The following is a 25,967-nucleotide window of genomic DNA, read 5'->3' as shown; positions in this document are numbered from 1 at the left end:
GGTGATCGTTTTGATCAAACTAACAGATAGGGCTGCCGCGGTTTTAAAAGAAACGATTGAACAAGATATGCAAGCAGATCCAATAGATAAGCTGTATGTTCGTTTGGCGATGGGGATTGGTTGAGGCGGTCCTAGGTTGAAGCTGTCTCTGGAAGAGCAGCCGTTAGGTGCCGATCATGTTTTTGAGGTGGAGGAAATCAGCTTTCTGATTCATGAAGAGGAAATGGTTTATTTTAATCAAACAAAGATAGATTTCGATACAGACTTACTAGGGCGAAGTAATTTTAAGCTGATCAGAGTGTGATTTAAATAGCACAAAAAGCAGGAATCTCGCTTTTTGTGCTATTCTCTATGAGGAAATTCTATTTTCATTTTTGTACCCTGACCTAAAACTGAGTCAATGTGAAGCTTGCCTTCATGGTCTTCAATAATCTGCTTGCAAATCGAAAGTCCGATACCTGTTCCGCTTTTTTTTGTTGAATAGAAAGGTTTAAATAGATTTGCGATTGTTTTCTCAGTCATGCCTAGACCAGTGTCTTCAATAATAATATAGGAATGGGTGCTGTTTTTTTCAACAGTTACGCTTATCTTGCTTTCACGATGATGCTTATTTGGCTCCATAGCTTCTATAGAATTTTTAATTAAATTTACTAAAACTTGTTTTAACTGCTTCTCATCTCCATAAAGTATCGCGTCTGATTGTGAGAGCTTTAATGTAAACGAAGTATTTTGAACAATGGCTTCACTTTCAAACAATAGTAATGTATCTCTCACAATTTTATTTAAGTAGATAACTTTTTTCTTGTGATCAGGTGGCTTTGCAGCATTTAAAAATTCATAGATAATCTCATTTGCCCGGTTGATTTCATCTAATGCAATATCAGCGTACTGTTCTTTGCCAATGTCAGCAAGATGAGGCTTTAATAATTGTAGAAATCCTTTTACTGTTGTTAATGGATTCCTGATTTCATGTGCCATAGATGCAGCAATTGTGCTTAAATTATTCGCGTATTCTGATGTGAAATTTGCTTCGTTAATTTTTAGGGCCGTTTTATTAATTAATTTCTTTTTCTCGTTTAATTCCATGCTGAATTTCAGCAATTTCCTTTCTAATTTTTCCGTATTTTTCTCGATATCATGTGTGTATTCATCAAATAGCGGATAGCAGAATAAATGTGATTGATTGTCCTCGGGTACGACATAAACTCGATAATTAAAATAGGTATCTGCTGTCATTAATTGGAGGCTTAATACTGAACGATCGCTTTTTAAAGAGCTAAAATGGCCGATGTCTTCTCGTTTGATCAGGTCAGTAAAAGGTTGTCCCACCAGAGCGGTTTGATTAGGTAGAGAGGTTGAAATAATCCGATTGAAATCATCAATAAGAAAGTAGGGAAAAGGCAAATCCTTTAATAGGTTATCAGTTAAATACATAGTTAATCCATCCTTAAATTAGATTTAATTACAACTGAAAACATATATTTCAGTTTTCAATCCAATCTATGCCATATTCAATCATAATATGTTATTAAATGTAGAAATATTAGAAATGCTTCTACATTTAATAACATATATGTAGAATACATGTTTCCTGTATCTATCATCATACCAAAGAAATCCAATCCCTTTCAATTATAGTTTTATATAAAACAAAATAAAAAACAGCAGAAATCTTCTGCTGTTAATTGTTTATATACCTAGGGTTTAAAGGTTTAGTGCTTCCGCAGCCATTGCACCTTTGGTTCATTCTTCTTAATGATCCTGGAAATGTTCGCTCTATGGCGATAAATGATGAATAATGTCATAATAGAGACGATAATAATGAGCGGAGGATCTTCTAAAATAACTGAATAAATAACTCCTGCCAGTCCAGCAATCATTGATGAGAGTGAGACATATTGAGAAATATACAAACAAATGAAGAATACAATAAGAATAATGGCGAACATTAGCGGTTCATATGCCAATACGACACCCGCTGAGGTAGCAACTGCTTTGCCGCCTTTAAAGCCGGCGAAAACTGGATACATATGTCCAATTACGGCAAAAACACCGGCAACTAGCAGATGAATATCCAATCCTAAGAATAATGGAAGCAGCGTGGCAAGCGTTCCCTTTAAAATATCAGCAAATGTGACGATAAATCCGGCTTTTTTGCCAAGTATTCTAAATGTATTAGTGGCCCCGAGATTCCCGCTTCCATGCTCTCTAATATCAATGCCATAAAATACCTTACCAACAATGAGTCCTGATGGAATGGACCCTAGTAAATAAGCTGCAATAAATATAATAATAACTTCTAGTGTCATGAAAACTCTCCTTCACACTTTATGTACAGTTCTTATATTGTACCATGTAAACTAGTGTTCGTACCATGTAAAATTACACGATTTTACATTTGAAAGAATATTGAAGGTTGAATGACCGTCTTTCATCTATTTATATTTTACCGATATTATATTATGAAACTTTTTACTATTAAATTACGTTTTCATAAAGTGAACCTTAGGTACATTTAAAAAATAAGCTCTAAGCGGAACGATGGTTTTGAGGGGGAAAACAACTTGTATACTGAAACGAATATCAAATATCCAAAACAGAAATCAAAAAAATGGATTTTTGCTGGTCTTATACTTGCCTTTTTAATTATTACCAGTGCACTCATTCTTTTGCTCAATCCTTTTGCTTCTCATGAACAGCAGCCCTATTTTTCTGGTGAAGCACCAATCATATTTAATGGTGCTCAAGTTGGGAATGCACTGAAGGATAAAGGGATTTTCTATTTGCCGGAAAGGATTTTACAAGAAAACATTGATGAAACGATTCAATATGACGAACAGACTCATTCGTTCATTATCGTACAGAAAACAAAAGTGATTCAAGTGCCTCTTGATTCGAAAGTCTATTATGGAAACGGAAAAGCCAAAGAGGAAAAAGTAGAGGTTGTAAAGGTATTTCAAAATGAAAGATATATCAATCTTGATTTCATATCTGAGATGTATGGACTTGACACCTCTATTCTGCCAGAGACAGATGCCATCTGGCTAAGAGAAAATGGCGAAGAAATAACTAAAGGAACTGTGGTTGATAAGGATATCGATGAGACGGAAGCCCGACTTCGCACCGAGCCATCCTTACTTTCTCCATATACATCAAGCATATCAAGAAATGAACCCATTTATATTGAGGACGAAAAGGATGGGTATTATTATGTGCGGAAATCCAGTGGAGAAGCAGGATATATGCAAAAACCATATGTATTGAAGGGTCAGACGAAGGTAGTAGAAATAGAGGAAAAAGAAAAAGAACCAGAGCTCCCGATGATAGATGGACCGATTCATTTAACATGGGAGGCAGTATACTCTAAGAATCCTCAGACAAAATCAATGCCTGAAATGCCTGGTGTCAATATCCTTTCACCCACTTGGTTTGAATTAAAGGATGAGCAGGGTCAAATTAAAGATCTGGGATCGGTAGAATTTGCAGAATGGGCAAAAGAAGAAGGCTACCAGCTATGGGGTCTTTTCTCAAATGCGTTTGATCCGGAATTAACGCATGCGGCCTTCCAGTCATTTGAAACCCGACAAAAGATCATTAATCAACTCATATCTTTCAGCAGAAAATATCAAATGGAAGGGATTAATATTGATATCGAAAATGTGCGGGAGGAAGACGGCCCACTTGTTACACAATTCGTTAGAGAAGCAAGCGCATATTTTCATAACGAAGGATTAATTGTATCGATGGACATTACTTTTATTTCTTCCAGTGGAAACTGGTCCGCCTTTTATGAAAGAGAGCAGCTAGCTGATATTGTTGATTACCTAATTGTGATGGCATATGATGAACATTGGGGATCGTCACCTGTAGCAGGGAGTGTCGCTTCACTGCCATGGGTTGAAAATAACCTGCAGAGACTGTTGGAAGTCGCGCCTAATGAGAAGTTGATTTTAGGTGTTCCGTTATATACTCGAATATGGGAAGAGACAGATGCTGGCGAAATTTCTTCTAAAGCTGTTTCTATGAGTAAAGTAAAGGAATGGATTGAGGAAAGAGAACTAACGCCAAAATATGATGCTTCAACTGGACAAAATTATGCAGAATACTATTCTGAGGATGAAGAGAAGCTCTACAAAGTATGGCTTGAAGACGAGATGTCTTTAAATAAGCGAGCGGAAATGGCTGCAGAATATGATCTGGCTGGAGTTGCGAGCTGGTCAAGGTATTTCGCAGATGATACAGCATGGACTGCTCTCAAACTTGATGATGATGAAGAAGGAAAACAATAATCCATTCAGTGAAAAATACATGAAACATACCGAAGTTGGCAAGGATATGATAAAATTAAGGAGCGATAAAATTAGAATATCCTGCCAATATTGAGTACAATTGAGATGAAAAGAGTAAAGGGAGGGTCTAAAATGAACATTGAAAATCCAACGCGAGCGGAGATTGGCGCTATTTTAAAAAAGGCAAAGCGAGTAGCGGTGGTTGGATTAAGTGATAATCCGGACCGCACTTCTTATATGGTTTCTCAAGCGATGCAGAAAGCTGGTTATGACATCATTCCAGTGAACCCAAATATTAGTGAAGCATTAGGAGTAAAGGCTGTTGCTTCCATGAAGGAAATTGAGGGTCATATCGATATTGTCAATATCTTTAGACGATCAGAGTTTCTTCCCGAGCTAGCTAATGAATTCACAGAAATCGATGCAGATGTTTTTTGGACTCAGCTCGATGTTATGGATGCAGAAGTCTTTCAGTTTTTAAAAGAAAAAGGGTTCACGGTCGTAATGGACCGCTGTATAAAAGTGGAACATGCAATGACAAAATAAGGTCCAATGCATGAGATCTTCTTGATCTCATGCTTTTTATTTCACTATTTTTTTGGAGTATTCCTGTGAAATGGATGAATTATTCACCTTATTTATTTGCCAAAATCGAATAAAAAGATAAAATAAAGCTTATATGCCATATGAACATATGGTAAAATGACATTATTCGAACGTTTGTTCTGTTTTATATTATTCCGATGAAATAAAGGAATTAAAATTTATGAAACGAATATCTAACCGATAAGAATAGTGTAGTATGAAGCCAGATGGACGATGTTATAATTTAAGGCATTGTAATGATTCCTAACAGCATCTATAAAAGGTTTAAGCATGAAAAGACGAGAAAACCGCTGAAGAAGTATAAAGGTCATTGCATTGTTCTGCAGAATCTTCCTTATTGAAACGATATGGTTGTTGTAAGAGATGAAAGGGGTATGTTTGTGGCAAGAAATCAGGAAGTGTTTGACTATAATGATGATGCCATACAAGTACTAGAGGGATTAGAAGCTGTAAGAAAGCGCCCCGGTATGTACATTGGAAGTACAGATGCAAGAGGATTGCATCATCTTGTATATGAAATTGTCGATAACTCTGTTGATGAAGCACTTGCAGGTTACGGTGATCAAATCATTGTCAAAATACATAAAGATAATTCAATTAGCGTCCAGGATAAAGGCAGAGGAATGCCTACAGGGATGCATAAGATGGGTAAGCCTACGCCTGAAGTAATCTTAACTGTACTTCATGCTGGAGGTAAATTTGGTCAAGGCGGTTATAAGACTAGTGGAGGCCTGCATGGCGTAGGTGCTTCTGTAGTAAATGCCCTATCTGAATGGCTCGTAGTCAAAATAAAGCGCGATGGATTTGTATATGAACAGCGTTTTGAAAACGGCGGTATACCAGTAACAACTTTAGAAAAGATCGGTAAGACGAATCAATCTGGAACTACGATTCATTTTAAGCCTGACACTTCAATTTTTTCCTCGACGGCGTATAATTACGAAACACTTTGTGAACGTCTGCGCGAGTCTGCTTTTCTCCTCAAGGGAATGAAAATTGAAATCATTGATGAACGCAATAATGAGCAAGAAACCTTCCTTTTTGAAAATGGGATTGAGGCATTTGTTGAATACTTAAACGAAGAAAAGGATGTACTCCATCAGGTTGTCAGCTTTGAAGGACAGCATAATGAGATTGAAGCGGAATTTTCGTTCCAATTTAATGATGGATATTCGGAAAATGTTCTCTCCTTTGTAAATAATGTGCGCACCAAAGATGGCGGGACCCATGAAGCTGGTGCTAAAACGGCAATGACTAGAGTCTTTAATGAATATGCCCGTAAAGTTCAGCTTATAAAGGAAAAGGACAAAAACCTCGACGGTTCAGATATTCGAGAAGGGTTTACAGCGATTATCTCGGTTCGTGTACCAGAAGACCTGCTGCAATTTGAAGGGCAGACGAAAGGGAAGCTGGGGACAAGTGAAGCCCGTTCAGCGATAGATGCAGTTGTCTCAGAACATTTATCCTATTTCCTCGAGGAAAATCCAGAGACAAGCTCTCTGCTCATTAGAAAGGCAATCAAAGCCTATCAAGCTCGTGAAGCAGCAAGAAAAGCAAGGGAAGATGCAAGAGGCGGGAAGAAGAAAAAGCGTGCAGAAGCAGTATTATCAGGTAAATTAACACCTGCACAATCGCGAAATCCAGAGCGAAATGAATTATATCTTGTGGAAGGTGACTCTGCGGGTGGTTCAGCAAAACAAGGACGCGACCGCCGCTTCCAAGCAGTCCTGCCTTTGCGTGGTAAGGTTATCAATACCGAAAAAGCAAAGCTTGCAGATATTTTTAAAAATGAAGAGATCAATACAATCATTCATGCAGTTGGAGCAGGAGTCGGTGCTGACTTCAATTTTCCAGATGTGAATTACGAGAAAGTAATCATTATGACAGATGCAGATACGGACGGAGCTCATATTCAAGTCCTGTTGCTAACGTTTTTCTATAGGTACATGAAGCCCCTGCTAGAAGGCGGGAAAGTCTTTATTGCCTTACCTCCTTTATACAAGGTTAGTAAAGGATCAGGTAAAAAAGAAATAATTGAATATGCATGGAGTGATGATGATCTTCCAGATGCCATAAAAAAGATTGGCAAAGGTTATATCATCCAGCGTTACAAAGGACTCGGTGAAATGAATGCAGACCAGCTGTGGGAAACAACAATGGATCCAGCTACGCGCACGCTTATTAGAGTGAAAATCGATGATGCCTCAAGAGCAGAACGCCGTATTACTACTTTGATGGGCGATAAGGTTGAGCCGCGAAGAAAATGGATTGAATCGAATGTTGCATTTGGTCTTGAAGAAGACGGAAGCATTCTTGAAAATGAAAATATTTCGGTAGCAGAGGAGGACGCTGAATCATGAGTTCTACAGAACAATTTCGCGACCTGCCGCTTGAGGATGTCCTCGGCGACCGATTCGGAAGATACAGTAAATATATTATTCAGGACAGGGCGCTGCCAGATGCAAGAGACGGCCTAAAGCCAGTACAAAGACGGATTTTATATGCCATGCATGTCGAGGGGAATACGCATGAAAAAGGCTTTAGGAAATCTGCTAAAACCGTAGGAAATGTCATCGGCAATTATCATCCGCATGGAGATTCATCCGTTTATGAAGCGATGGTAAGGATGAGCCAGGATTGGAAGCTCCGCAATTTGCTAATAGAAATGCATGGAAATAACGGAAGTATTGATGGTGATCCGCCAGCTGCCATGCGTTATACAGAGGCTCGATTATCTCCTATTTCATCTGAGATAATAAGGGATATTGAGAAAAGGACCGTTGACTTTATTCCTAACTTTGATGATACATCAAATGAACCCACTGTACTGCCAGCCTCCTATCCAAACCTGCTTGTGAATGGATCGACAGGTATTTCTGCTGGTTACGCGACAGAGATCCCTCCGCACCATTTAAACGAAGTAATTGATGGCGCTATTTTACGAATAGAACAGCCTAATTGTTCAGTTGACGATTTGATGGCACATATTAAAGGGCCAGAATTTCCAACTGGTGGAATTATTCAAGGGTTAGATGGCATTAAAAAAGCCTATGAAACAGGAAAAGGCAAAATCATCGTCCGTGGAAAAGCAGAATTTGAAGAAATCCGCGGCGGAAAAAAACAAATTGTCATTACTGAAATTCCATATGAGGTCAATAAAGCCAATCTCGTTAAAAAAATGGATGAGTTTCGATTTGATCGTAAAATAGAGGGTATGGCTGAAGTACGCGATGAAACAGACCGCACCGGATTAAGAATTGTGGTAGAGCTGAAGAAAGATGCAGATCCTGAAGGTGTCTTACATTATTTATATAAATATACGGACCTGCAAATTACGTATAATTTTAATATGGTTGCTATACATAATAGGCATCCGAAGCTAATGGGATTAAGAGAGCTTTTAGACGCTTATATTGCCCATAGAAAAGAAGTAGTGACAAGGCGGACACAATTTGACCTTGATAAAGCGCAAACACGTCAGCATATTGTGGAAGGCCTTATAAAAGCGCTGTCAATTTTAGACGAAGTAATCATAGCTATCCGTGCATCAAAGGATAAACGCGATGCTAAAGATAATCTGATGGCAAAATTCTCATTTACTGAACCGCAAGCTGAAGCAATTGTTTCTTTGCAGCTTTATCGCTTAACGAATACTGATATTACTGCACTGAGAGCTGAAGCAGAAGAACTTGCAAAATTGGTTGACGAATTAACAGCTATTTTAGGAAGTGAAAAAAAGCTGCAATCCGTTATTAAGAAAGAGCTGAAGGATGTAAAGAAACGGTTTGCTGATAATCGCCGTACACAAATTCAAGCTGAAATAGAAGAAATCAAAATCAATCTGGAAGTGCTGATTGCCAGTGAGGATGTCATAGTAACAGTGACGAAGGAAGGCTATGTAAAAAGAACAAGTCAGCGTTCTTTTGCCGCATCAAACGGTCAGGATTTCGGTATGAAAGAGTCTGATCGTGTAATTGCAAAGCTACCGATGAATACGACGGATGTCCTGTTAATGTTCACGAATAAGGGGAATTATTTATATTGCCCTGTACATCAATTACCGGATATTCGCTGGAAAGAGATTGGTCAGCATATAGCAAATATTATTCCAATTGATCGGGATGAAACGATCATTAAAGCAATCCCAGTGAAGGACTTTGAAAACGCAGCTCATTTCTTAATATTTATTACTAAAAATGGTATGGTGAAGAAAACTGAGCTTAAATCGTATAAAGCACAGCGCTTCTCTAAAACCCTTGTTGCTCTCAATTTAAAAGGGGACGATAAACTGATTGATGTGCACTTGTCTGATGGTAGTAAAGATTTGTTCTTAGCAACAAACCAAGGTTATGGCTTATGGTTTGAAGAACAGGAAGTCAACCTGGTTGGAGCCAGAGCTGCTGGAGTGAAGGGTATCAATCTTAAAGATGAAGATTTTGTTGTCGGTGGACAGATGATTCATCAAACAAAGGGTGAATCCATTGTCATTGCAACGCAGCGTGGTGCCATTAAGAAAATGAAACTGGATGAATTTGAAAAAACATCGAGAGCCAAACGCGGTGTTGTGATGTTAAGAGAATTAAAATCAAACCCGCACCGTGTAATCGGCATGTTTATAGCTAAGGCTCAGGATGATGTTTTCATCCGGTCGGAAAAAGGGGCAGTTGAATCTGTTTCAACTGCTTCGATCAGGTTTAATGATCGTTATTCAAACGGATCTTTTATTATTGATGAATCGGTGAGTGGCAAAGCATGTGAGTTATGGATAGTAGAACAGTCAACAGATAATGAGTAGAATAAAGCATCCCTGTAACTACAGGGATGCTTTATTTAAATTAAACTAAACTAAATGATCCCTCGTCTTACCAACTCTGCAACCGCTTGTGTCCGATTATGGACACCCAATTTTTTTATAACTGATTTTATATATTGTTTAATGGTTGCCTCGCTGATTCCCATTGCTTCAACCAATTGCTTTAAAATCTCTCCATTTGCTACCCTGCTCATTACCTCAACTTCTCGATTACTTAACTCATGTTCTTTTTTTTGTTTATGCGTTGGATTAGTAAAGCTGCTTACTAACTTGCCAAATTGAGTATACAATGAAAGCATCTCATCATTAAAAGCAACGTCATCTTCTAATTGAAAACTTATGATATAGCCAATAACGACATTGCCTGTGCAAATCGGTACGATAATGAGGGAAGTTATTGTATCATTATATGGAATATATTTACTTCCTAATTGTTTTAAATACTCTTGTTTTGGTACAAATATTGCAGATAGTTCAACAATGGCCGAATAAACCCCAGGGATGGAGCGTACATCATCACGGATTGTTTGGATATAATCTAATCCATTTGAATCAATTGAAATAATACCTTCTGCAACATGACATAAAGGTGAGTATTTAAATAAATAGGCTTTTTTTACGGGGAAAATGTCCATATATATGTAAAGTATAAGCTCCATTGGTTCTTCAGTAGAGCTGACATTAGCTAGCTTCTGGAGAGCCCTTTGCATATCAGGAGGTTCAGTTATAAATGACAAATCTTTTCAGCTCCTTAGAAATTAATATAAAGATATTAATTGGTTATAATTAAATAATTTGTCAAAAAGGTCGTTAGCAAATCTTAATTCCACTACTTTTTGTATGGTAATGAGACTGTTTTGTGTTACTAAAAGGGGGAATAGCTTTATTTTTCTATTCATATTACACTTAAAATAAACTTTATATTCAAAATATAAAGAAAATTAAACAAGGAAGTTAGGATATTAATAATCATCATCTGCTTATTTGGCCCTATAGACAAAGATGTCTCAGCAGAGTTTACAAACGATTAATTGAAAGCGGTTCCAAAATAGTTAGATTAGATGTATCTGGCAGATTGGATGACAATGGATCAAACGAACTTGGGAGGTATGAACATGTCTATTAATAATCAAGATGATTCAACGACTGAATTATATGATGCAGTGGTCATTGGAGCAGGATTTTCAGGAATGTATATGTTGCATAGCCTGCGTCAAAAGGGTTTTACCGTTCGCGTCTATGAGAAAGGTGATGGTGTTGGCGGCGCATGGTATTGGAGCCGCTATCCAGGTGCACGCTGTGATTCTGAGAGCCATACTTATTGCTACACTTTTTCTGAAGAGATTTATAAGGAATGGTCTTGGAGTTCAAGATATCCTGAACAGCCTGAAATACTTAGATATCTTAATTTTGTTGCAGATAAACTGCAGTTGCGCGAAGATATTCAATTTAATACCGAAGTTAAAAGCGCAAGTTACAAAAAGGATAAAAATAGATGGCAAATTCACTTAAATGATGAGAGAAAAGTCTCAGCAAAATATTTTATTACAGGTGTTGGCTGTCTATCAGTTAATGCTACGAATATACCTCATTTCAAAGGGTTGGATCAATTCCAGGGAGAATGGTATCACACTGGCGCATGGCCGCATACAAAGGTTGATTTTACAGGTAAACGAGTGGGTGTGATTGGTAATGGCTCAAGCGGGATACAAAGCATTCCAGTCATTGCACAAGAAGCCAAGCAGCTAATTAGTTTTCAAAGAACCCCACAGTTCGCCATTCCAGCAAAAAATCATCCATACGATGCAGACATGGTTAGGCAATATAAAGAAAAATATAGTGAAACAAGGCAGAAAATGCATCATTCCCGTGCAGGTTATCCTTGGGATAATAGTGAACGCTCAGCACTAGAGGACTCAGCAGATGAAAGAAGAAAGGTTTATGAGGAGGCATGGGAGAACGGCGGTTTCAAAATGAGTTTTACATATAATGATTTGCTGATAAACGAAACTGCAAATCAAACCATCGGGGACTTTGTACGCTCTAAAATCCGTGACAAAATACAAGATCCAACTGTGGCCAAGAAATTGATGCCCTCGTATTTTTTTGCTACGAAACGATTAGTCCTTGATACCGATTATTATGAAACATTTAATCGCGAAAATGTGACGCTAGTTGATGTAAAAGAGGCACCTATTCAGGAGATTACTGCTAATAGTGTTCGGACTGCGAATGAAGAGTATGAAGTGGATATCCTTGTTTTTGCTACAGGCTATGATGGAATGACTGGACCGTTGTTGAAGATCGATATTCAAGGAAAGGGCGGGTTAAGCCTGAAAGAAAAATGGGCAGAAGGTGCGTCTGTAAGAGCATATCTTGGAGTTGCAACCGCTGGATTTCCTAATATGTTTATGATAACTGGCCCGCAAAGTCCTTCAGTAGCAAGCAATATGCCTACAAGTATTGAACATCATGTGGAATGGATTTCTAATTGTATCGAATATCTAGACAAAAACGATGTGGAAACCATTGAAGCAAATGAGCATGCAGAAGAAGAATGGAGCAAGCATTGCAACGACTTGTTCTATCGTTCTCTCTATTCAAAGACAGAATCCTGGTATACGGGAGCAAATGTTGAAGGGAAACCTCCGGCATTCTTGATTTATTTAGGCGGAGTAGGACCATATAATAAGAAAATCACTGAAATAGCATCCAAGGATTATGAAGGCTTCACATTGAAAATGACTTCAAATCAAATCAATATATAAATACTAGGAGGTATTATGATGGATTTTATGAGTAGAGTAGCAGAAGATTTGAAGGAAATGGTAAAGATATTCCCGGCTTTTAATTTGCCTGAAGGGCTTGAAGCGGCAAGGCAAGCACCATCTGTACCAATAGAACCTTCACCCCATGTATCAACCTCAGTCCAAATGATTACAGGTGGAGACTCTCAACCTATGAAAGTGAAAATCTATGAACCAGCAGGAAGGGGCCGAATCTCACTACCTGCTTTGCTTTTTATCCATGGAGGGGGGTATGTAGTAGGAGACCCTGATGGTAATGATGGAATATGCGAGATTTTTAGTGAAGAAGCTAAATGTGTGGTTGTTTCAGTAGATTACCGTTTGGCACCCGAAAATCCCTATCCGGCTCCGTTAGAGGATTGTTATGCTGCTCTAACATGGATGGCTCAATCAGCAGATGACCTAAATATTGATGTCTCCCGGCTTGCAGTTGCTGGCCAAAGTGCAGGGGGAGGGTTAACTGCTGCCTTATCTTTGCTAGCTAGGGATCGCAGTGGCCCTGAAATCATATTTCAAATGCCGCTTTACCCGATGATAGATGACCGAAATACCACACCATCCAGCTATGAAATTACGGATGAACGTGCGATATGGAATAGAGGGAATAATTTAGCTGCATGGAGAATGTATTTAGGCGAACATGCGAATGGCGATATTTCACCATATGCCGCACCAGCCCGCGCCAAAAACTACTCAGGGCTTCCACCTACCTATACATGTGTTGGCCAGCTGGATCCTTTTCGTGATGAAACATTAGACTATGTTACCCGATTGATGCAAGCCGGGGTTCCTGTTGAATTCCATCTATATCCCGGTGCTTATCACGCCTTTGAAATTTTGAACCCAACTTCAGAGATAGGAGTGCAAGCAGTGAATGGCTACGTTCAAGCACTTGCGAAAGCTCTAAATCCACAAAATGAGAAAGTATTAAGTAAGTAAAAGGAAAGATTAACATGATAATGGTCTTAGAGCCTGATTTCTATCTATTAGAGATTAGGCCTTTTTACATTTACGAACGCTTCAATCAGAAGTGCCTATTTTTCATGGAATATCTGCATCTATTTTCCAAAAATGGACATCCTATTAGTAATAAAAGTAGGAGGGTTTCTAATGAAGAAAGAATTACTTTTTGCATTTGCTGCTTTCTTTATGATGAGTTTATCTACAATTACAGGTGTATTCGCTGGTGAAGATAGAAAAGGTGACACCATAACAATAGTAAAAGATGAAGCGGATTTATCGGGGGATGGCAAGAAGGATTCAATTAGTATTGAAGGCACCCGATACGAAGAAGATTCAGATTTCTTGAGAGAGGTATTTTTACAAATAAAAGCTTCTAATGGAGAGCGTTTTAAAGTAGAACTAGAACCAGGATATGATCCGCAACTTCAATTTATTGATGTAAACGGCGATGGTGTGAAAGAGATATATATTAGTGTAGCAACAGGAGGAAGCGGAGGATTATCCAATTTCTATTTATATACATTAAAGGACTTTAACTTAAAAGATTTAACGGTTCCAGATCCGGTAATGATGACCACACAGTTTTTAGACAACTATAAAGCATCTATATCGATCCAGGAAACAGGTGAAACCTATACCTTTGACCTTAAAAGTCGTGCGGAAGACTATGAAAAATCAGGATTATATAATCATGGTAAATTAAATGAACCTACAGAATTGATGGTTGATTCCTATTCTTCATTAAAACCGATCACCTTAAAAGATGGCTCTACTGGATTAAAAGGAATACAAAGAGTGAGCGGCTCATATCATGCTGATTCCATCGCATTTGTAGAGTCCATCTGGAAATACAACGACGGAAAATGGACGCTGGATAAAGTAAAAGTTGTAGACATAGAATCATCGAAGAAAAAAAAGAAATAGGCATTCATCACATTTTCCAGTAACGGGCATAAACTAGGCTAAGTGATATTTCACTCTTTATTTGAAGGGGATATATGCCGATGAATACATTTGATCAATCAAATCTAAAGATTAATTTTCAAGCACCTGCAACCGATTTCACACCAGTTGAACACCGTAAATATACATTAACCCAATCTGATTCCAGTAATGATATCTTTTTAACCATTGGTCATAATTATGATTATGAGGCAATTAAACCAACACAAAGAGATGAGTTACTTGCTGAATGGATTCCTCAAATGGGGCAATATGTATTACTCGGAAAAGTTCATATCAGTAATGGAGAGTTTGATGAGCATTTTGCAAAAATAAGATACATGATTTATGAACGAGAAGCGGATCTTGGTCTCACAGCCATTTTATTTGGCGATAGGGAGTTTCTAAGCAACTATCCTTGGCTGCTCAATTCACCGATCTATGTGCAATTTCATTCAAATTACCCAGAGTTCAATAAGCTGCAATATTATGGAACAGCACGTCAATTTTTGAACAAATCAATGCATTCAGCTAATCCATAAACAGCAAGAAATAGGAGGCAGGATTGACTAATGTTGATCCTGTTTTTTTTGTTATTTACATAATATTATTATGTAAACTAAAATAAAATGAGAAAGAGGACTCAATAGGTGTGTATGCAAATAGAACAAAGCAAAAGAAATGATAATGAGCGTTTCGCGATGAGATTCACCATATAAAAAATTTGAGGGAATGAAAATTAGCAATTGCAAACGTTGTAAGAAAAACTATATTTGCTAGCAAATGGGTTAAATATACATTAATAAAATATTATAACAACACTAAAAGATTTTATCCGTAATTGACATGATTTCAGGCATTATGAGTTTGCCAGAAATTAATAACTCGACAGATCTATAATAACCATTAAGATTTATTTCAACTTAAATAAACAAACAATTAAATATAAAATGGATTTTTTAATAAATAGATTTAAATTGTGATCGATAGAAAATTAATTCATTTCGTCTCACTGTTTAGAGTATACTTTGGTTATGAGACAGAATAAAACTTTATATAATCAACTTCCTATAATATATATTATGTAAACTAAGAATTTAAAACTATTTTGAACATGCTTTGTCACTAATACTTCCCTGTCCGGTACAGTCGTAGGTAACCATTCGCTTACTTCCGTATAAATTTGCCTAATCTACTCTTTTGATCGAGTTTGCATCAAAAGCAATTTAGCCTTTAAAGCAGATATACTTTACATAAATTTGAAAGCAATAGCACACCATCCTAGTATCTCTCGTTTATAAAGGTTCGGCAACAAAACATAAGAAAAAACCCTATAATCTAGGGTTTCAAGTGATACCGATTATTCAATTGTTATATCATACTTTTTCCTTTAATACCTTTTATTATATTATTTAACTCTCAGCCTATCCTTAAGCCACTTGGACAATAACTTCGAGTTTTTTGCCAGACTGATTTCGCCTTATTAGCCTTACTTAACTTAACAAATTCCCTCTCAACCACGCGCGGGGACGATAGGGACCAATCGGGATGTGAATGAGACTTGTTTTTCCGTTTGTCCTCATCTTATAGATGTCATCACAAATGTTCGCATCAAACCCAAGAAGTGGATGCCCTCCCATCCCGATGGCTGACGCTGCTAATAATAATCTTTGTACGAGTATGCCCACTTCCATTTGTTGGATGCGGTATCCCCTGATACCTAGTTCTGTTTTGAAATAATCAAGATTCCCTGCTACATGCAGGCTGAGGGGAGTTTGAAACAAATTTATATTGCCTGCTGACAGCCCGTATTGCAGCTGAGGCCGATGATCAGCGAGATTTACTTGTTGTAAAGCATGATTGGCACTCTTATACTCATAAGCACCGTCTTTAATCCCATCTACATTAGTTAAACAGCCAAATAGGGAGACACGGGCCATGTGTTTCTTATTTGCTCCATCCAAATCACTGTGATACAACAATGCTGAAGTTGCCTCTTGGAACAGAGAGGCAACTTCAAGTTGACTCACCTTCCCCATTACGAAATCCAAAGATGGTGAATATCTATTTTGGCAAACGGATGCTAAATCATAGGATAATCGCTTCGCTTGAGGAAGAGCGATAAAATCTTCATCGCACTCCTCCATACTCTCCTTCGATGAAATCTGCCTAAACGACTGTGTCGATTCCAGCATAGAGGCTTTGTTTATTTTTGTAAGCATCGGATACTCTCTTACCCTTTGTGATCGGACATAGTAATCATACTGAATGGCTGGCAATTCTCGGCACAATTCATCAGCATAGACAATCCTGTCTACTCTACTCCTATTTTTGTCCAAGTTTGCAGGTTCTACCGATAGTGGAATAACAGCATACACGCTCTCTTCCTCTTCTGATAGCCCTAGCAGATGGTTGATTGCCCGATCTAAAAATTGGAAATATACCTCTGATTCAATACCAAATCGGTTCCCTACTTCTAATAACTGACCAATAAGAACACCAGCATCTAACCCTTGTAGGCGGTAGGAGAAGTTATTATATTTAAAAAAATTTTTCCAAAACATTGTAGACACAATAACGGTCCCAAAGCAAGCTGACATTGCGCAGCGATCACCAAGAGCCTTGGTTATATAAGAATCAAAATTTCCTTCGCGCAACAAAATAAGACGGTGGTGTGCTGCATCATAATGGTACACGCCAGCAGGCAAATCCTTGATCTTCAAATATACATATAGTTCGCTTGGATATAACGCACCGCCTGACGGAACAAAACGCCTATATGACTGCATCAGCTCCACTGACTGCTTAGCAGAATCCGAAGAAAAGGCTGACTCAGAATATTGAGTAATTCCATATATATACCAAAGAAAGTGACCTATTTTCTGCAGATTAGGCTCAATTTGTTCTTCTTGCCCTTCAAGCTTAAGCGGTACTTCCAAAGTAAGCGGAGTCTCAGGTCGGCCCTGGTAGAGCTTATACTTAAGTGGTGCATCTTCCCAATCCACCTTCCAGTCCGGTGGGCTTACCTTTTCAATGTCAAAATGCAGATTATGCAGAAATGTCTCTAGACTCATTCTCATCCCTCCTTGCAAGTCACCGCTTAAGGAAACGGATGTGGGTATGAATTAAGTTGATCAATTGTTAACGGCTTTTTCAGATATCCTAGTTCCATAGGTACACGGAGCACCCTCTCTAGTCCCGTTACACGACTAAGATGATGACCAAATGTCATCGGCAGCATCCCCGGTATCAGCACTTTCACGCAATAAAGACCATTGCGTTTCGTTTCGGGTGTAGACTGATCTACCACAATCACTTCAAGCTTCAATCGACCGAACACCTGAAGAACCTCTCTCAAATCATCCGTGAGGTCCTTATGTGCAGTCTTCCATTTGAATTCCTCATCGAATGTCCTTAATGGACGATTATCATCCAGCAGAAAATGAAAGCGTTCTTCCGCTTGAGGTAAACCGTATAGCATGCCGTGATCATCCATCTGTTTCACCAGCGAAGAATCATCAAGCATTTGTTCATACTTCCGCTTGTTTTCCTCAAATTTCCCATCGAGAGTAAGCATCATTCCTGCCAATTCATGTACAGCGCTTTTCACCGCTCGTAATGGGTCCAAGTGAGCACCCGCCGCACAGATGATATTCAATCCCTTTTTCTTTCTGTTTTTCGCCATTGCCCAGACGCTTGGAATGCCGTTCTCCATCGTCGAGTTGAACAAATACAGATCATATCCAGCCACAGCTCGAATACGGTCGATCATCAAGTGTAATTCCTGGTCGTTAGCTGAGTAAGGATCTAATCGCGGTAGGGTCAATTCAGCGTACCAAGTCATCAGGAAAGAATCCCGCTCTACGACTTCCATGATACCGTGGAAAATGGCCTCTTCCAAACTGCCGCCTAATGCGCATCCGTTAGAAGTTTCATAAACAAAGCCTTGCCCGCAGCCCAAGCTGTAATAGGCAAGCAGCTCTGGAACTAAAATTGGGCGCTCTTGCAAAAATGAATAGCCCCATGCCCAATCGATGGCTTGATCAGAATCGAACTGTTTAAATGGAAAATCAGTCTTTCTATACTGTTCCTTTGCATGCACACCAACCTTCAGCGGGTTAAGAGCTTGATTTTCCAGGTTACGATAACTGTCATGAACGACTGTCCTTTTCCCACGGGGAGCTAGACCGCAATAACGCTCCAAACCTTCCAAAATGGCAGTCTGCTCACTAACAGCATATGAATGAGTCCTTCCAGCTACTCCTTCATCGCCAGAGAACAATGGTAAATTTACGCCTACATCTGCAAAAGGAGGAACAAAATCATGCAATTTCCCATTTAAAAACCCAACTCGGTGATCAAGATAATCTTTAACTAGAACATTACTCAAATCGTCCATCGAACGGCAACGATAACTGCCTGAAATCTTTGGACTTGGTTTCAATGATATTGTGGCTGCCGTCTGTGAATCATCAGGCAACTGACTGCAAACGGGACATAATGGGTCGGGCAAAAATGTATGAGATGAACTCTTTAGTGTTTTTAGATTGATTATATAAATGCGTTCCTCTGCTTCTGCCTGTGCACCTTGCAATATCCTCTCTATCTCAGCCTCGAGCAGGTAGGCTATCTGCAAGAGACCTGACCGCGATGCCCATATGTCACTTGGTGGTGTACCGTTCACAGCTATTCCCTTTTGAATTTCCCACATCTCTTTACGGTCGCGCCCTGCCATGAGCTTTCGCAAATCAGCACATTGAGAGCACCCGGGGTCATTTGGGCGAACGAGCGGTCCAATAACCCCTTCCCCAAAAGAAACGAAGCCTCGCAGCCATGGAATTTCTATTGGTCTGAGTTCTTCTTCAGCTTGTTGATGAATGGAGGGATCCCAAGTATCATGCAATACGAGAGCCAAATCAGTTGCTTCTGGTATTTCAGACTCAAAATCGGTTTGACGAATAACCTCGTATTTAGTAGTCAATTCTCCACACACACGGTCCGCTAAAAATCCTTCTCCGACAACTAATATGACTGCACTCACCGTGATTCCACCTCCCGTATCAACACACCAACTACAGCTAATTTCTCTTCCAAAAACTGTTCCTGCGCTATTTCGAACAGCAATAACTTCTTATGATTTTGTTCCAAAACCTGCATAGCAGATTGTAACGCTTCTAATTGAGTGGATTCATCATCCTGATGGATAGTAAGGCTTAGTGGCATATCCTCATTCAACAATACATTAGTAAACTCCAATCCCTGTTTTGAGGTACCATCAGCTTGGTTTTGAACATTCATAATCGCTTGCTGTAAAGCCTTCCGCAGCGCTATTGTAGTATTTAAACCTACACTTCTATACCAGCCATCATTCGTTCTAACCCATACTACAGGTAATCCAAATATTCCCTCACCTGACCCAATTATTGGCGCTCCCTGCATCGTGCTAAGTGCCTCCAAATAAAAGCGGCAGCGTTCATCTTCTACTTTGTTTAACTGAACCACAGAAACAAAATGCTTCCGATCGACCTGTTTACTTAATTCTTCCTCCAAACACCTTTGCAACCCACGAATAACACCTTCAGCAAGCGTTTCTCCAGCTCCTGCACTCATACATTCCTGTCCCTCCACCAAATAAACACTTTCTTGCAATGGCGGCAAAGTCGGAACAAGCAGATCGACAGTCCGTGACAAATACGATTCAATCCCTTGTAGACCGGCTTCTCGTCTCGCCTCCTCGTGCGTCAAACCTGTACAATCAATAATCGGCAAGAGCTCAGATGGACCTTCTGTCAATAAGTCAGTTGCCTGTACACGACATTGTGCTAAAGGAAGCTGAATTAAATCTCCTTCCTCCCAAATATGAAAAATACCTGATTCAGCGGAAGTTAGTTGGCTGAAGAATAGCAGTAATTCGTTTGCCTGATCTTTGCTCGAAGTTCGTTCTTGGAAAGGATTGAAATCATTTATCCACTTGGCTGTCATTTTTCCAGTTACCATTGGATGGGAAACGAACGAATGCCAGCTACCTTCTAAAGTTTCTAAATCTAAAAGGTAGAATTGATTTTTCTGATTTAGTTCAGTGCATCCAGTCATCTCTTTAAACAACTCAAATACAATCACATTTGCTAGCATCGCTCCCGCTGAAGCGGAGTAGTGGTGGGATTGCTGATTTAAAAATACGGATTGATGTATTCTGCGCCAAGCAGAATCCCAACATCCATCATGATCTGGCCCCACTAGAGGACCGGCCATTCCTACCTGCTTGAAATAAATAGCTGGGATCAGCAGCTTCTTCTCTTGCTTACACACATCATGAAGAGCCGCAAGCTCCTCGATATTCCCCTCTTGGGATACATACATGATCGAATCAAATGGTTTTACAATTTCCCTCCAATTATTTTCTCCTTCCTTCAGGTAGGTAATCTCCTTTATTTCAGCATCGATATTCTCTGTACTGAAATGTTCGACAATCTCCATTAACCGGCGTCGATTAGTCGGCACAGTTTCTGTGATTAGCATGTCAATCTTAGGCAATCCGGAATGAATCAGCGCTGAAACTAATGATACAAAAAAAGGTCCAGAGCCTATTGCTAACACTTTTGCCTGTCGAAATGTTTGAAAACGATAGGCACCTGAATTACCATAACTGTCCAAAAATTCAATCTGAGAAGCATATTTTTTAAGTACATGCTCCTCCAGTTGGTGCGGACGATCTTGGCTAATATCCCTGATAAATCCATTTTGATACAGGACTTCTGCAATTTCATACACCCGATTCCGATATGGACCCTGTAATCCGTCAGTTATATCGCCTAATGTATACTTACCGTTGAACATAGGCATGAGTTTTTCAATCCACATGTCAATTGAATCGCCTTCCATTAAAAATGAACTTAAATTGTTCCGAAAATAAACTCCTTTATTTGAATCAGGGAGAAAAAACGTATCTCTTTTCACTTTTAGACGCATAGAAAGGGTCAAATTGGTCATTTCGATCCTCCTTAAGCTGTTCTCGAATTATCGACAATCATTTTCACAATTATCATATGTAAAGAAATTTGTCTTTTATGTCTAAACTTAATGAAAAGGCCCCTACAAAAGTTTGAAGGGGCTTTCTCAATTGTCACAAAAAAACTAGAATTTGACACAGCCTTAGCGGAAACAACGACCGCAACGTCCACAGCCACCGCAGCGTCCACAGCCGCCGCAACGTCCACAGCCACCGCAGCCAAAACAGCCAAAGCAAACAAAGAATCCAAAACAACCACCGAATAGTCGTGACTCAGTGTTATGCTGGTTTTGATCCCAAGAAACTGCCTGGTTTGCTCGAAAATCGCCGACATTCAGCCTTTGAAGTTCATTTTGGAAATCATTCATTTTAAAACACCTCCGAATAAATTTTGCAAATTATAATAACAAGACGAAAGTATTACTAAGTTAACTAAACTTTGTCTTAGGAGTATTTGCTGGAATTGACTCCTTCTCCAACAAAATATGAGCTTTGCTTGGGTATAGTTACTGATTCAGATACCCATTTTTAATGATTCTTAGAAAATAGCTTCAAAGAAAATTAATTGATCCCTAATAAATACACGACCTTGAATGAATTTTACTTAAATAGAAAAGCCCAATTTCTCAGTATTAAAATTGAGAAATTGGGCTTTTCTGTTGCTTCTGATAAGTGGCGGATTGATGAAGATCTTAATTTTTTTGTTATCAAATCAAATTAACGAAGTTCAAACCATGTAGTCATTGTTTCTGTTGCAAATACTTGATACTGCTGTTTATGATTTTAGTGATGATCATTCTTTTATTTCAATCATTTACCTAATTCCGGAATCTACTCCGGAGAACAATAATGTCAGCATAATTTAATCATTTTGCTCAAGACATTGATAAACCGCCATCATATCTCGTTTATTTAATTCACTAATACCATTAAAAATTGGAATGTCTGCAACAGCCTCGAGATTTGAGCTTCCAGCACATCATCACTTACTTTGCTAGTTAGCCATGTATACACGCCTATGCCATCGACGATGCATGTAAATGGATTTAAGTTTAAAAACTATATTTCCTTATATCTCAATAAAATTATTTGTGCAGGAACTGATTCTTGTATTTCGTTATACCCAATACGAACTTTATCACCAGATTTATAATCAGAATGGTCAAGGTTAGATGAACTTATTTTTGCTACAAATCCGTATTGAGTTATTAATTCATTGATTGAGTAGGTGTTCAAAACTTCATTGCTTATGACTTCTGTTTTAATAAATATGGTTTTTTGTTTTCCTTTACTCAGTTTAAAAATTATTTAGTTGATTACAATGATAGGATTAATGATTCCTATTTTTTTGCTGAAGAAATAACAAAATATCCAGTACTTTTTATAGCTTATTTGTTATATTACGCTCCCTACGGGATTCCAGGATTGGGCAATGGCTATGTAGTGACAGGACAGAGGTTAAGCTTTTACTGTTAATCGGAATGATGAATAACTATACATTATTGATTTTATAACACCCGAAAATAACGGCAATAATATACAACTAATCTGATTTTTATTCATAAGTATATCAAATCACTCTTCCCTTCATCTTTTTTGCGTTGCTAGCCTGTTAGTTTCTATCATGATCGATAAGAACCTTCAACCCATTTGTATTAAACTAAATCTCTTGTCTGAGCTGTTGGCAAACCTATCCTTCAGCTTAAAAAGATTTTCACATACTAAACCTTATATCAATCTACATCTAAGTTCATACCGGGCATCAAGCATGAACTTCTTCTACCATAACCAATTTGCTATATGTAATGACACCAATATATAAATCCATTTTCTGCTAACGACCAGTCCTTCTCTGTGATTTTTATTTTGAATAGCAATAAGGTTATTGCTTTTAATCTTGTGAGAATTCCCTTACAATATAAATAATCAGATTTTTCTTTCAATAATTCATGGTTCCCTAGTAAATGAAAATCCCTTTAAACATTCAATTTTCATTTATTATTAGTTTTTATCAATTCGTAGTAAACTGAATCTCGGTCTCACACTTGATTTTGATTCACTTTCTATTTATTAATCTCCACCCGGTTCTTGTTAGATTGTTGAATAATGCTAATATCAAGAGTTTTATCAAACTCTACCAATTCACATGAAAAAAAATAAAAATTATAAATAATCACTATTAGATTTACAATTGGACTCATATTTTATTATAATCATTATATAATAATAATTATTATATGAGATTCGTTAGCGGCTCGCATCATTTTTTTCACTAATTTCCATTTAAAGGAGAATCAATATGACTAAAAACAACATTATTTCTGAAGCAAATCATCCAGAAGGCAAATGCCCATTTTCGCATGGCAGCGCAACCAGCCAAAAGTCAAGTGGTACGACCAACAAAGACTGGTGGCCGAATCAATTAAACTTAAATATTCTACATCAGCATGATAAAAAATCTAACCCGCTTGGAGAAGAATTTGATTATGCAGAGGAATTTAATAAACTTGACTACTATGCACTTAAGCAGGATCTGCATAAATTGATGACAGATAGCCAAGATTGGTGGCCCGCTGACTTTGGCCATTACGGTCCAATGTTTATCCGCATGGCTTGGCACTCCGCAGGTACATATCGTACAGGTGATGGCCGCGGAGGCGGCGGAACAGGGTCACAAAGATTTGCTCCGCTTAATAGCTGGGCTGACAACGCCAATATTGATAAAGCGCGTCGCCTGCTATGGCCAATAAAGCAAAAGTATGGTAACAAGATTTCTTGGGCAGACTTACTGCTTTTAACAGGTAATGTGGCGATTGAATCAATGGGTGGGAAAACATTTGGTTTCGGCGGAGGCCGAGCGGATGTATGGCATCCTGAGGAAGACATTTATTGGGGCAATGAAAAGGAAATGCTAGGCGATAACCGTTATTCAGGTGACCGCGACCTTGAGAATCCGCTTGCTGCTGTGCAAATGGGACTTATTTATGTAAATCCTGAAGGACCAAACGGTAAACCAGATCCAGCCGCAAGTGGTCATGATATCCGCGAAACATTTGCCCGTATGGGAATGAATGATGAAGAAACAGTCGCACTTGTCGCAGGTGGACATACCTTTGGTAAAGCACATGGTGCAGGCGATGCCGCGCAGGTTGGTCCAGAGCCGGAAGCTGCGCCTCTTGAAGCACAAGGGTTGGGCTGGTTAAGCTCGCATGGCAGCGGCAAAGGCCGCGATGCCATCACAAGCGGAATTGAAGGTGCTTGGACGGCTAACCCTACCCAGTGGGACAACGGTTTCTTTGATTTATTGTTTGGCTATGAATGGGAGCTGACAAAGAGTCCTGCTGGAGCTTATCAGTGGACTGCGATCAATCCTGATGAAATAGATCTAGCTCCAGATGCTGAGGATTCATCCATCCGTGTTAAAACAATCATGACTACAGCTGACATGGCATTGCGCGTGGATCCAGCTTACGAAAAGATATCTCGTCGATTCCATGAGCATCCTAAAGAGTTTGCCGATGCCTTCGCACGTGCATGGTTTAAATTGCTTCACCGTGACATGGGACCTAGAGACAGGTATTTGGGACCAGAGGTGCCGCAAGAAGAGCTTATCTGGCAAGACCCTGTTTCTTCTGTTGATTATGATTTAACTGATGCAGAAATTGCAGACCTTAAAGGAAGAATCTTAGATTCAGGACTTACGATTAGCGAGCTGGTAACCACTGCTTGGGCTTCAGCAAGCACGTTCCGCGGCTCGGACATGCGCGGCGGGGCAAACGGTGCTCGCATTCGTCTTGAGCCGCAAAAGAATTGGGAAGCGAACCAACCTGAGCAGCTTAAAAAAGTGCTTAATGCACTGGAAGACCTTCAAGGGCAATTAGAGAAAAAAGTGAGCTTAGCTGATTTAATCGTCCTAGGCGGCAGTGCAGCAGTTGAAAAAGCAGCTAAAAATGCTGGCGTTGATGTAGCAGTTCCTTTTGCTGCAGGTCGCGGAGATGCAACACACGAGCAAACAGATGTAGAGGGCTTTGAAGTATTGGAGCCAGTTGCTGATGGCTTCCGCAATTACCAAAAGCAGCAATATAGCGTAACCGCAGAAGAGCTTCTAGTAGACAAGGCACAATTACTAAACCTTACTGCACCTGAAATGACAGCACTCGTTGGCGGTATGCGTGTTCTTGGAACAAATCATGGCGGGACTCAACATGGCGTATTCACTGATAATATTGGCACACTTTCAACCGACTTTTTCACAAACCTGCTTGACATTGGTGTTGAGTGGAAACCATTAGATGGAAATGTATATGAAGGTCGCGATCGCAAGACGGGTGAAGTCGTACGTACTGCCACAAGGGTTGACCTTGTATTCGGCTCGAACTCAGTCCTACGTGCCATTTCAGAAGTTTATGCGCAAGAAGATAACAAGAATAAATTCGTAAACGACTTTATCGCAGCGTGGGTCAAAGTCATGAATGCCGATCGTTTTGATCTTAAGACAAAGAAAACAGTATTAGCTGGGAAGCAATAAGCAATATAAA

18 protein-coding genes and 1 pseudogene are annotated in these 25,967 nt (G+C 39.0%); 10 read left to right on the top strand and 9 right to left on the bottom strand.

The window, feature by feature from the left end; genetic code table 11:
- The first annotated feature begins 136 nt into the window (after window positions 1–136).
- Window positions 137–304: a hypothetical protein gene (locus J2S17_RS02285; protein WP_307471485.1), complete on the top strand. Its 168-nt coding sequence runs from the start codon at window positions 137–139 to the stop codon at window positions 302–304.
- Between the two features lie 38 nt (window positions 305–342).
- On the opposite strand, the gene J2S17_RS02280 is transcribed toward J2S17_RS02285, so the two are convergent.
- Both J2S17_RS02280 and plsY read right to left on the bottom strand, forming a co-directional pair.
- Window positions 343–1,434: an ATP-binding protein gene (locus J2S17_RS02280; RefSeq protein ID WP_307471484.1), complete on the bottom strand. Its 1,092-nt coding sequence runs from the start codon at window positions 1,432–1,434 to the stop codon at window positions 343–345.
- 278 nt (window positions 1,435–1,712) lie between these two features.
- Window positions 1,713–2,309 (bottom strand): glycerol-3-phosphate 1-O-acyltransferase PlsY, encoded by a 597-nt coding sequence (gene plsY / locus J2S17_RS02275; RefSeq protein ID WP_307471482.1) that lies wholly within the window; start codon window positions 2,307–2,309, stop codon window positions 1,713–1,715.
- Between the two features lie 255 nt (window positions 2,310–2,564).
- Here plsY and J2S17_RS02270 point away from each other — a divergent pair, with 255 nt between their 5' ends.
- The 4 genes from J2S17_RS02270 (at window position 2,565) to parC (ending at window position 9,690) form a co-directional block, all read left to right on the top strand.
- Window positions 2,565–4,289: a glycosyl hydrolase family 18 protein gene (locus J2S17_RS02270; RefSeq protein ID WP_307471480.1), complete on the top strand. Its 1,725-nt coding sequence runs from the start codon at window positions 2,565–2,567 to the stop codon at window positions 4,287–4,289.
- Window positions 4,290–4,421: 132 nt separating this feature from the next.
- Window positions 4,422–4,835 carry a CoA-binding protein gene (locus J2S17_RS02265; protein ID WP_307471479.1) on the top strand — a complete coding sequence of 138 codons (414 nt, stop codon included), beginning with the start codon at window positions 4,422–4,424 and terminating at the stop codon, window positions 4,833–4,835.
- 440 nt (window positions 4,836–5,275) lie between these two features.
- Complete coding sequence (gene parE / locus J2S17_RS02260) at window positions 5,276–7,255, top strand: DNA topoisomerase IV subunit B (RefSeq protein WP_307471477.1); 1,980 nt, start codon at window positions 5,276–5,278, stop codon at window positions 7,253–7,255.
- The gene (gene parC / locus J2S17_RS02255; protein ID WP_307471475.1) at window positions 7,252–9,690 is read left to right on the top strand and encodes a DNA topoisomerase IV subunit A; all 2,439 of its coding nucleotides are present in this window, start codon (window positions 7,252–7,254) and stop codon (window positions 9,688–9,690) included. The genes parE and parC overlap by 4 nt, the downstream gene beginning before the upstream one ends.
- A 50-nt stretch (window positions 9,691–9,740) precedes the next feature.
- Here parC and J2S17_RS02250 read toward each other — a convergent pair whose 3' ends face one another.
- Window positions 9,741–10,445: a response regulator transcription factor gene (locus J2S17_RS02250; protein WP_307471474.1), complete on the bottom strand. Its 705-nt coding sequence runs from the start codon at window positions 10,443–10,445 to the stop codon at window positions 9,741–9,743.
- Window positions 10,446–10,823: 378 nt separating this feature from the next.
- On the opposite strand from J2S17_RS02250, the gene J2S17_RS02245 reads away from it, so the two are divergent.
- From J2S17_RS02245 to J2S17_RS02230, 4 genes are all read left to right on the top strand, one after another.
- Window positions 10,824–12,476 carry a flavin-containing monooxygenase gene (locus J2S17_RS02245; protein WP_307471472.1) on the top strand — a complete coding sequence of 551 codons (1,653 nt, stop codon included), beginning with the start codon at window positions 10,824–10,826 and terminating at the stop codon, window positions 12,474–12,476.
- An 18-nt stretch (window positions 12,477–12,494) separates the two neighbouring features.
- Window positions 12,495–13,454, top strand: coding sequence for an alpha/beta hydrolase (locus tag J2S17_RS02240; protein ID WP_307471470.1), 960 nt, complete (start codon window positions 12,495–12,497; stop codon window positions 13,452–13,454).
- Between the two features lie 171 nt (window positions 13,455–13,625).
- Window positions 13,626–14,402 carry a YybI family spore inner coat protein gene (locus J2S17_RS02235; protein ID WP_307471468.1) on the top strand — a complete coding sequence of 259 codons (777 nt, stop codon included), beginning with the start codon at window positions 13,626–13,628 and terminating at the stop codon, window positions 14,400–14,402.
- A gap of 80 nt (window positions 14,403–14,482) precedes the next feature.
- On the top strand, window positions 14,483–14,962 hold the full coding sequence (locus J2S17_RS02230; RefSeq protein WP_307471467.1) for a staygreen family protein: 480 nt from the start codon (window positions 14,483–14,485) through the stop codon (window positions 14,960–14,962).
- Between the two features lie 951 nt (window positions 14,963–15,913).
- On the opposite strand, the gene J2S17_RS02225 is transcribed toward J2S17_RS02230, so the two are convergent.
- From J2S17_RS02225 to J2S17_RS28785, 6 genes and pseudogenes are all read right to left on the bottom strand, one after another.
- Complete coding sequence (locus J2S17_RS02225; RefSeq protein ID WP_307471465.1) at window positions 15,914–17,494, bottom strand: SagB family peptide dehydrogenase; 1,581 nt, start codon at window positions 17,492–17,494, stop codon at window positions 15,914–15,916.
- Window positions 17,495–17,520: 26 nt separating this feature from the next.
- The gene (locus J2S17_RS02220) at window positions 17,521–19,461 is read right to left on the bottom strand and encodes a TOMM precursor leader peptide-binding protein (protein WP_307471463.1); all 1,941 of its coding nucleotides are present in this window, start codon (window positions 19,459–19,461) and stop codon (window positions 17,521–17,523) included.
- The gene (locus J2S17_RS02215) at window positions 19,458–21,410 is read right to left on the bottom strand and encodes a putative thiazole-containing bacteriocin maturation protein (protein WP_307471461.1); all 1,953 of its coding nucleotides are present in this window, start codon (window positions 21,408–21,410) and stop codon (window positions 19,458–19,460) included. The genes J2S17_RS02220 and J2S17_RS02215 overlap by 4 nt, the downstream gene beginning before the upstream one ends.
- Window positions 21,411–21,572: 162 nt before the next feature.
- Window positions 21,573–21,797 carry a heterocycloanthracin/sonorensin family bacteriocin gene (locus tag J2S17_RS02210; RefSeq protein ID WP_307471460.1) on the bottom strand — a complete coding sequence of 75 codons (225 nt, stop codon included), beginning with the start codon at window positions 21,795–21,797 and terminating at the stop codon, window positions 21,573–21,575.
- Between the two features lie 494 nt (window positions 21,798–22,291).
- A pseudogene (locus J2S17_RS28790) lies at window positions 22,292–22,461 on the bottom strand (ABC transporter); the annotation flags it as partial.
- Between the two features lie 27 nt (window positions 22,462–22,488).
- Window positions 22,489–22,680 (bottom strand): DUF3221 domain-containing protein, encoded by a 192-nt coding sequence (locus J2S17_RS28785; protein WP_370874930.1) that lies wholly within the window; start codon window positions 22,678–22,680, stop codon window positions 22,489–22,491.
- A gap of 1,048 nt (window positions 22,681–23,728) precedes the next feature.
- On the opposite strand from J2S17_RS28785, the gene katG reads away from it, so the two are divergent.
- Entirely contained in the window at window positions 23,729–25,957 is a 2,229-nt protein-coding gene (gene katG, locus J2S17_RS02205; RefSeq protein WP_307471458.1) for a catalase/peroxidase HPI, read from the top strand.
- Window positions 25,958–25,967 lie beyond the last annotated feature (10 nt).

The sequence above is a fragment of the Cytobacillus purgationiresistens genome (assembly GCF_030813235.1).
GTDB lineage: Bacteria > Bacillota > Bacilli > Bacillales > Cytobacillaceae > Cytobacillus > Cytobacillus purgationiresistens.
This window is presented reverse-complemented; position numbering and strand designations above follow the sequence as displayed.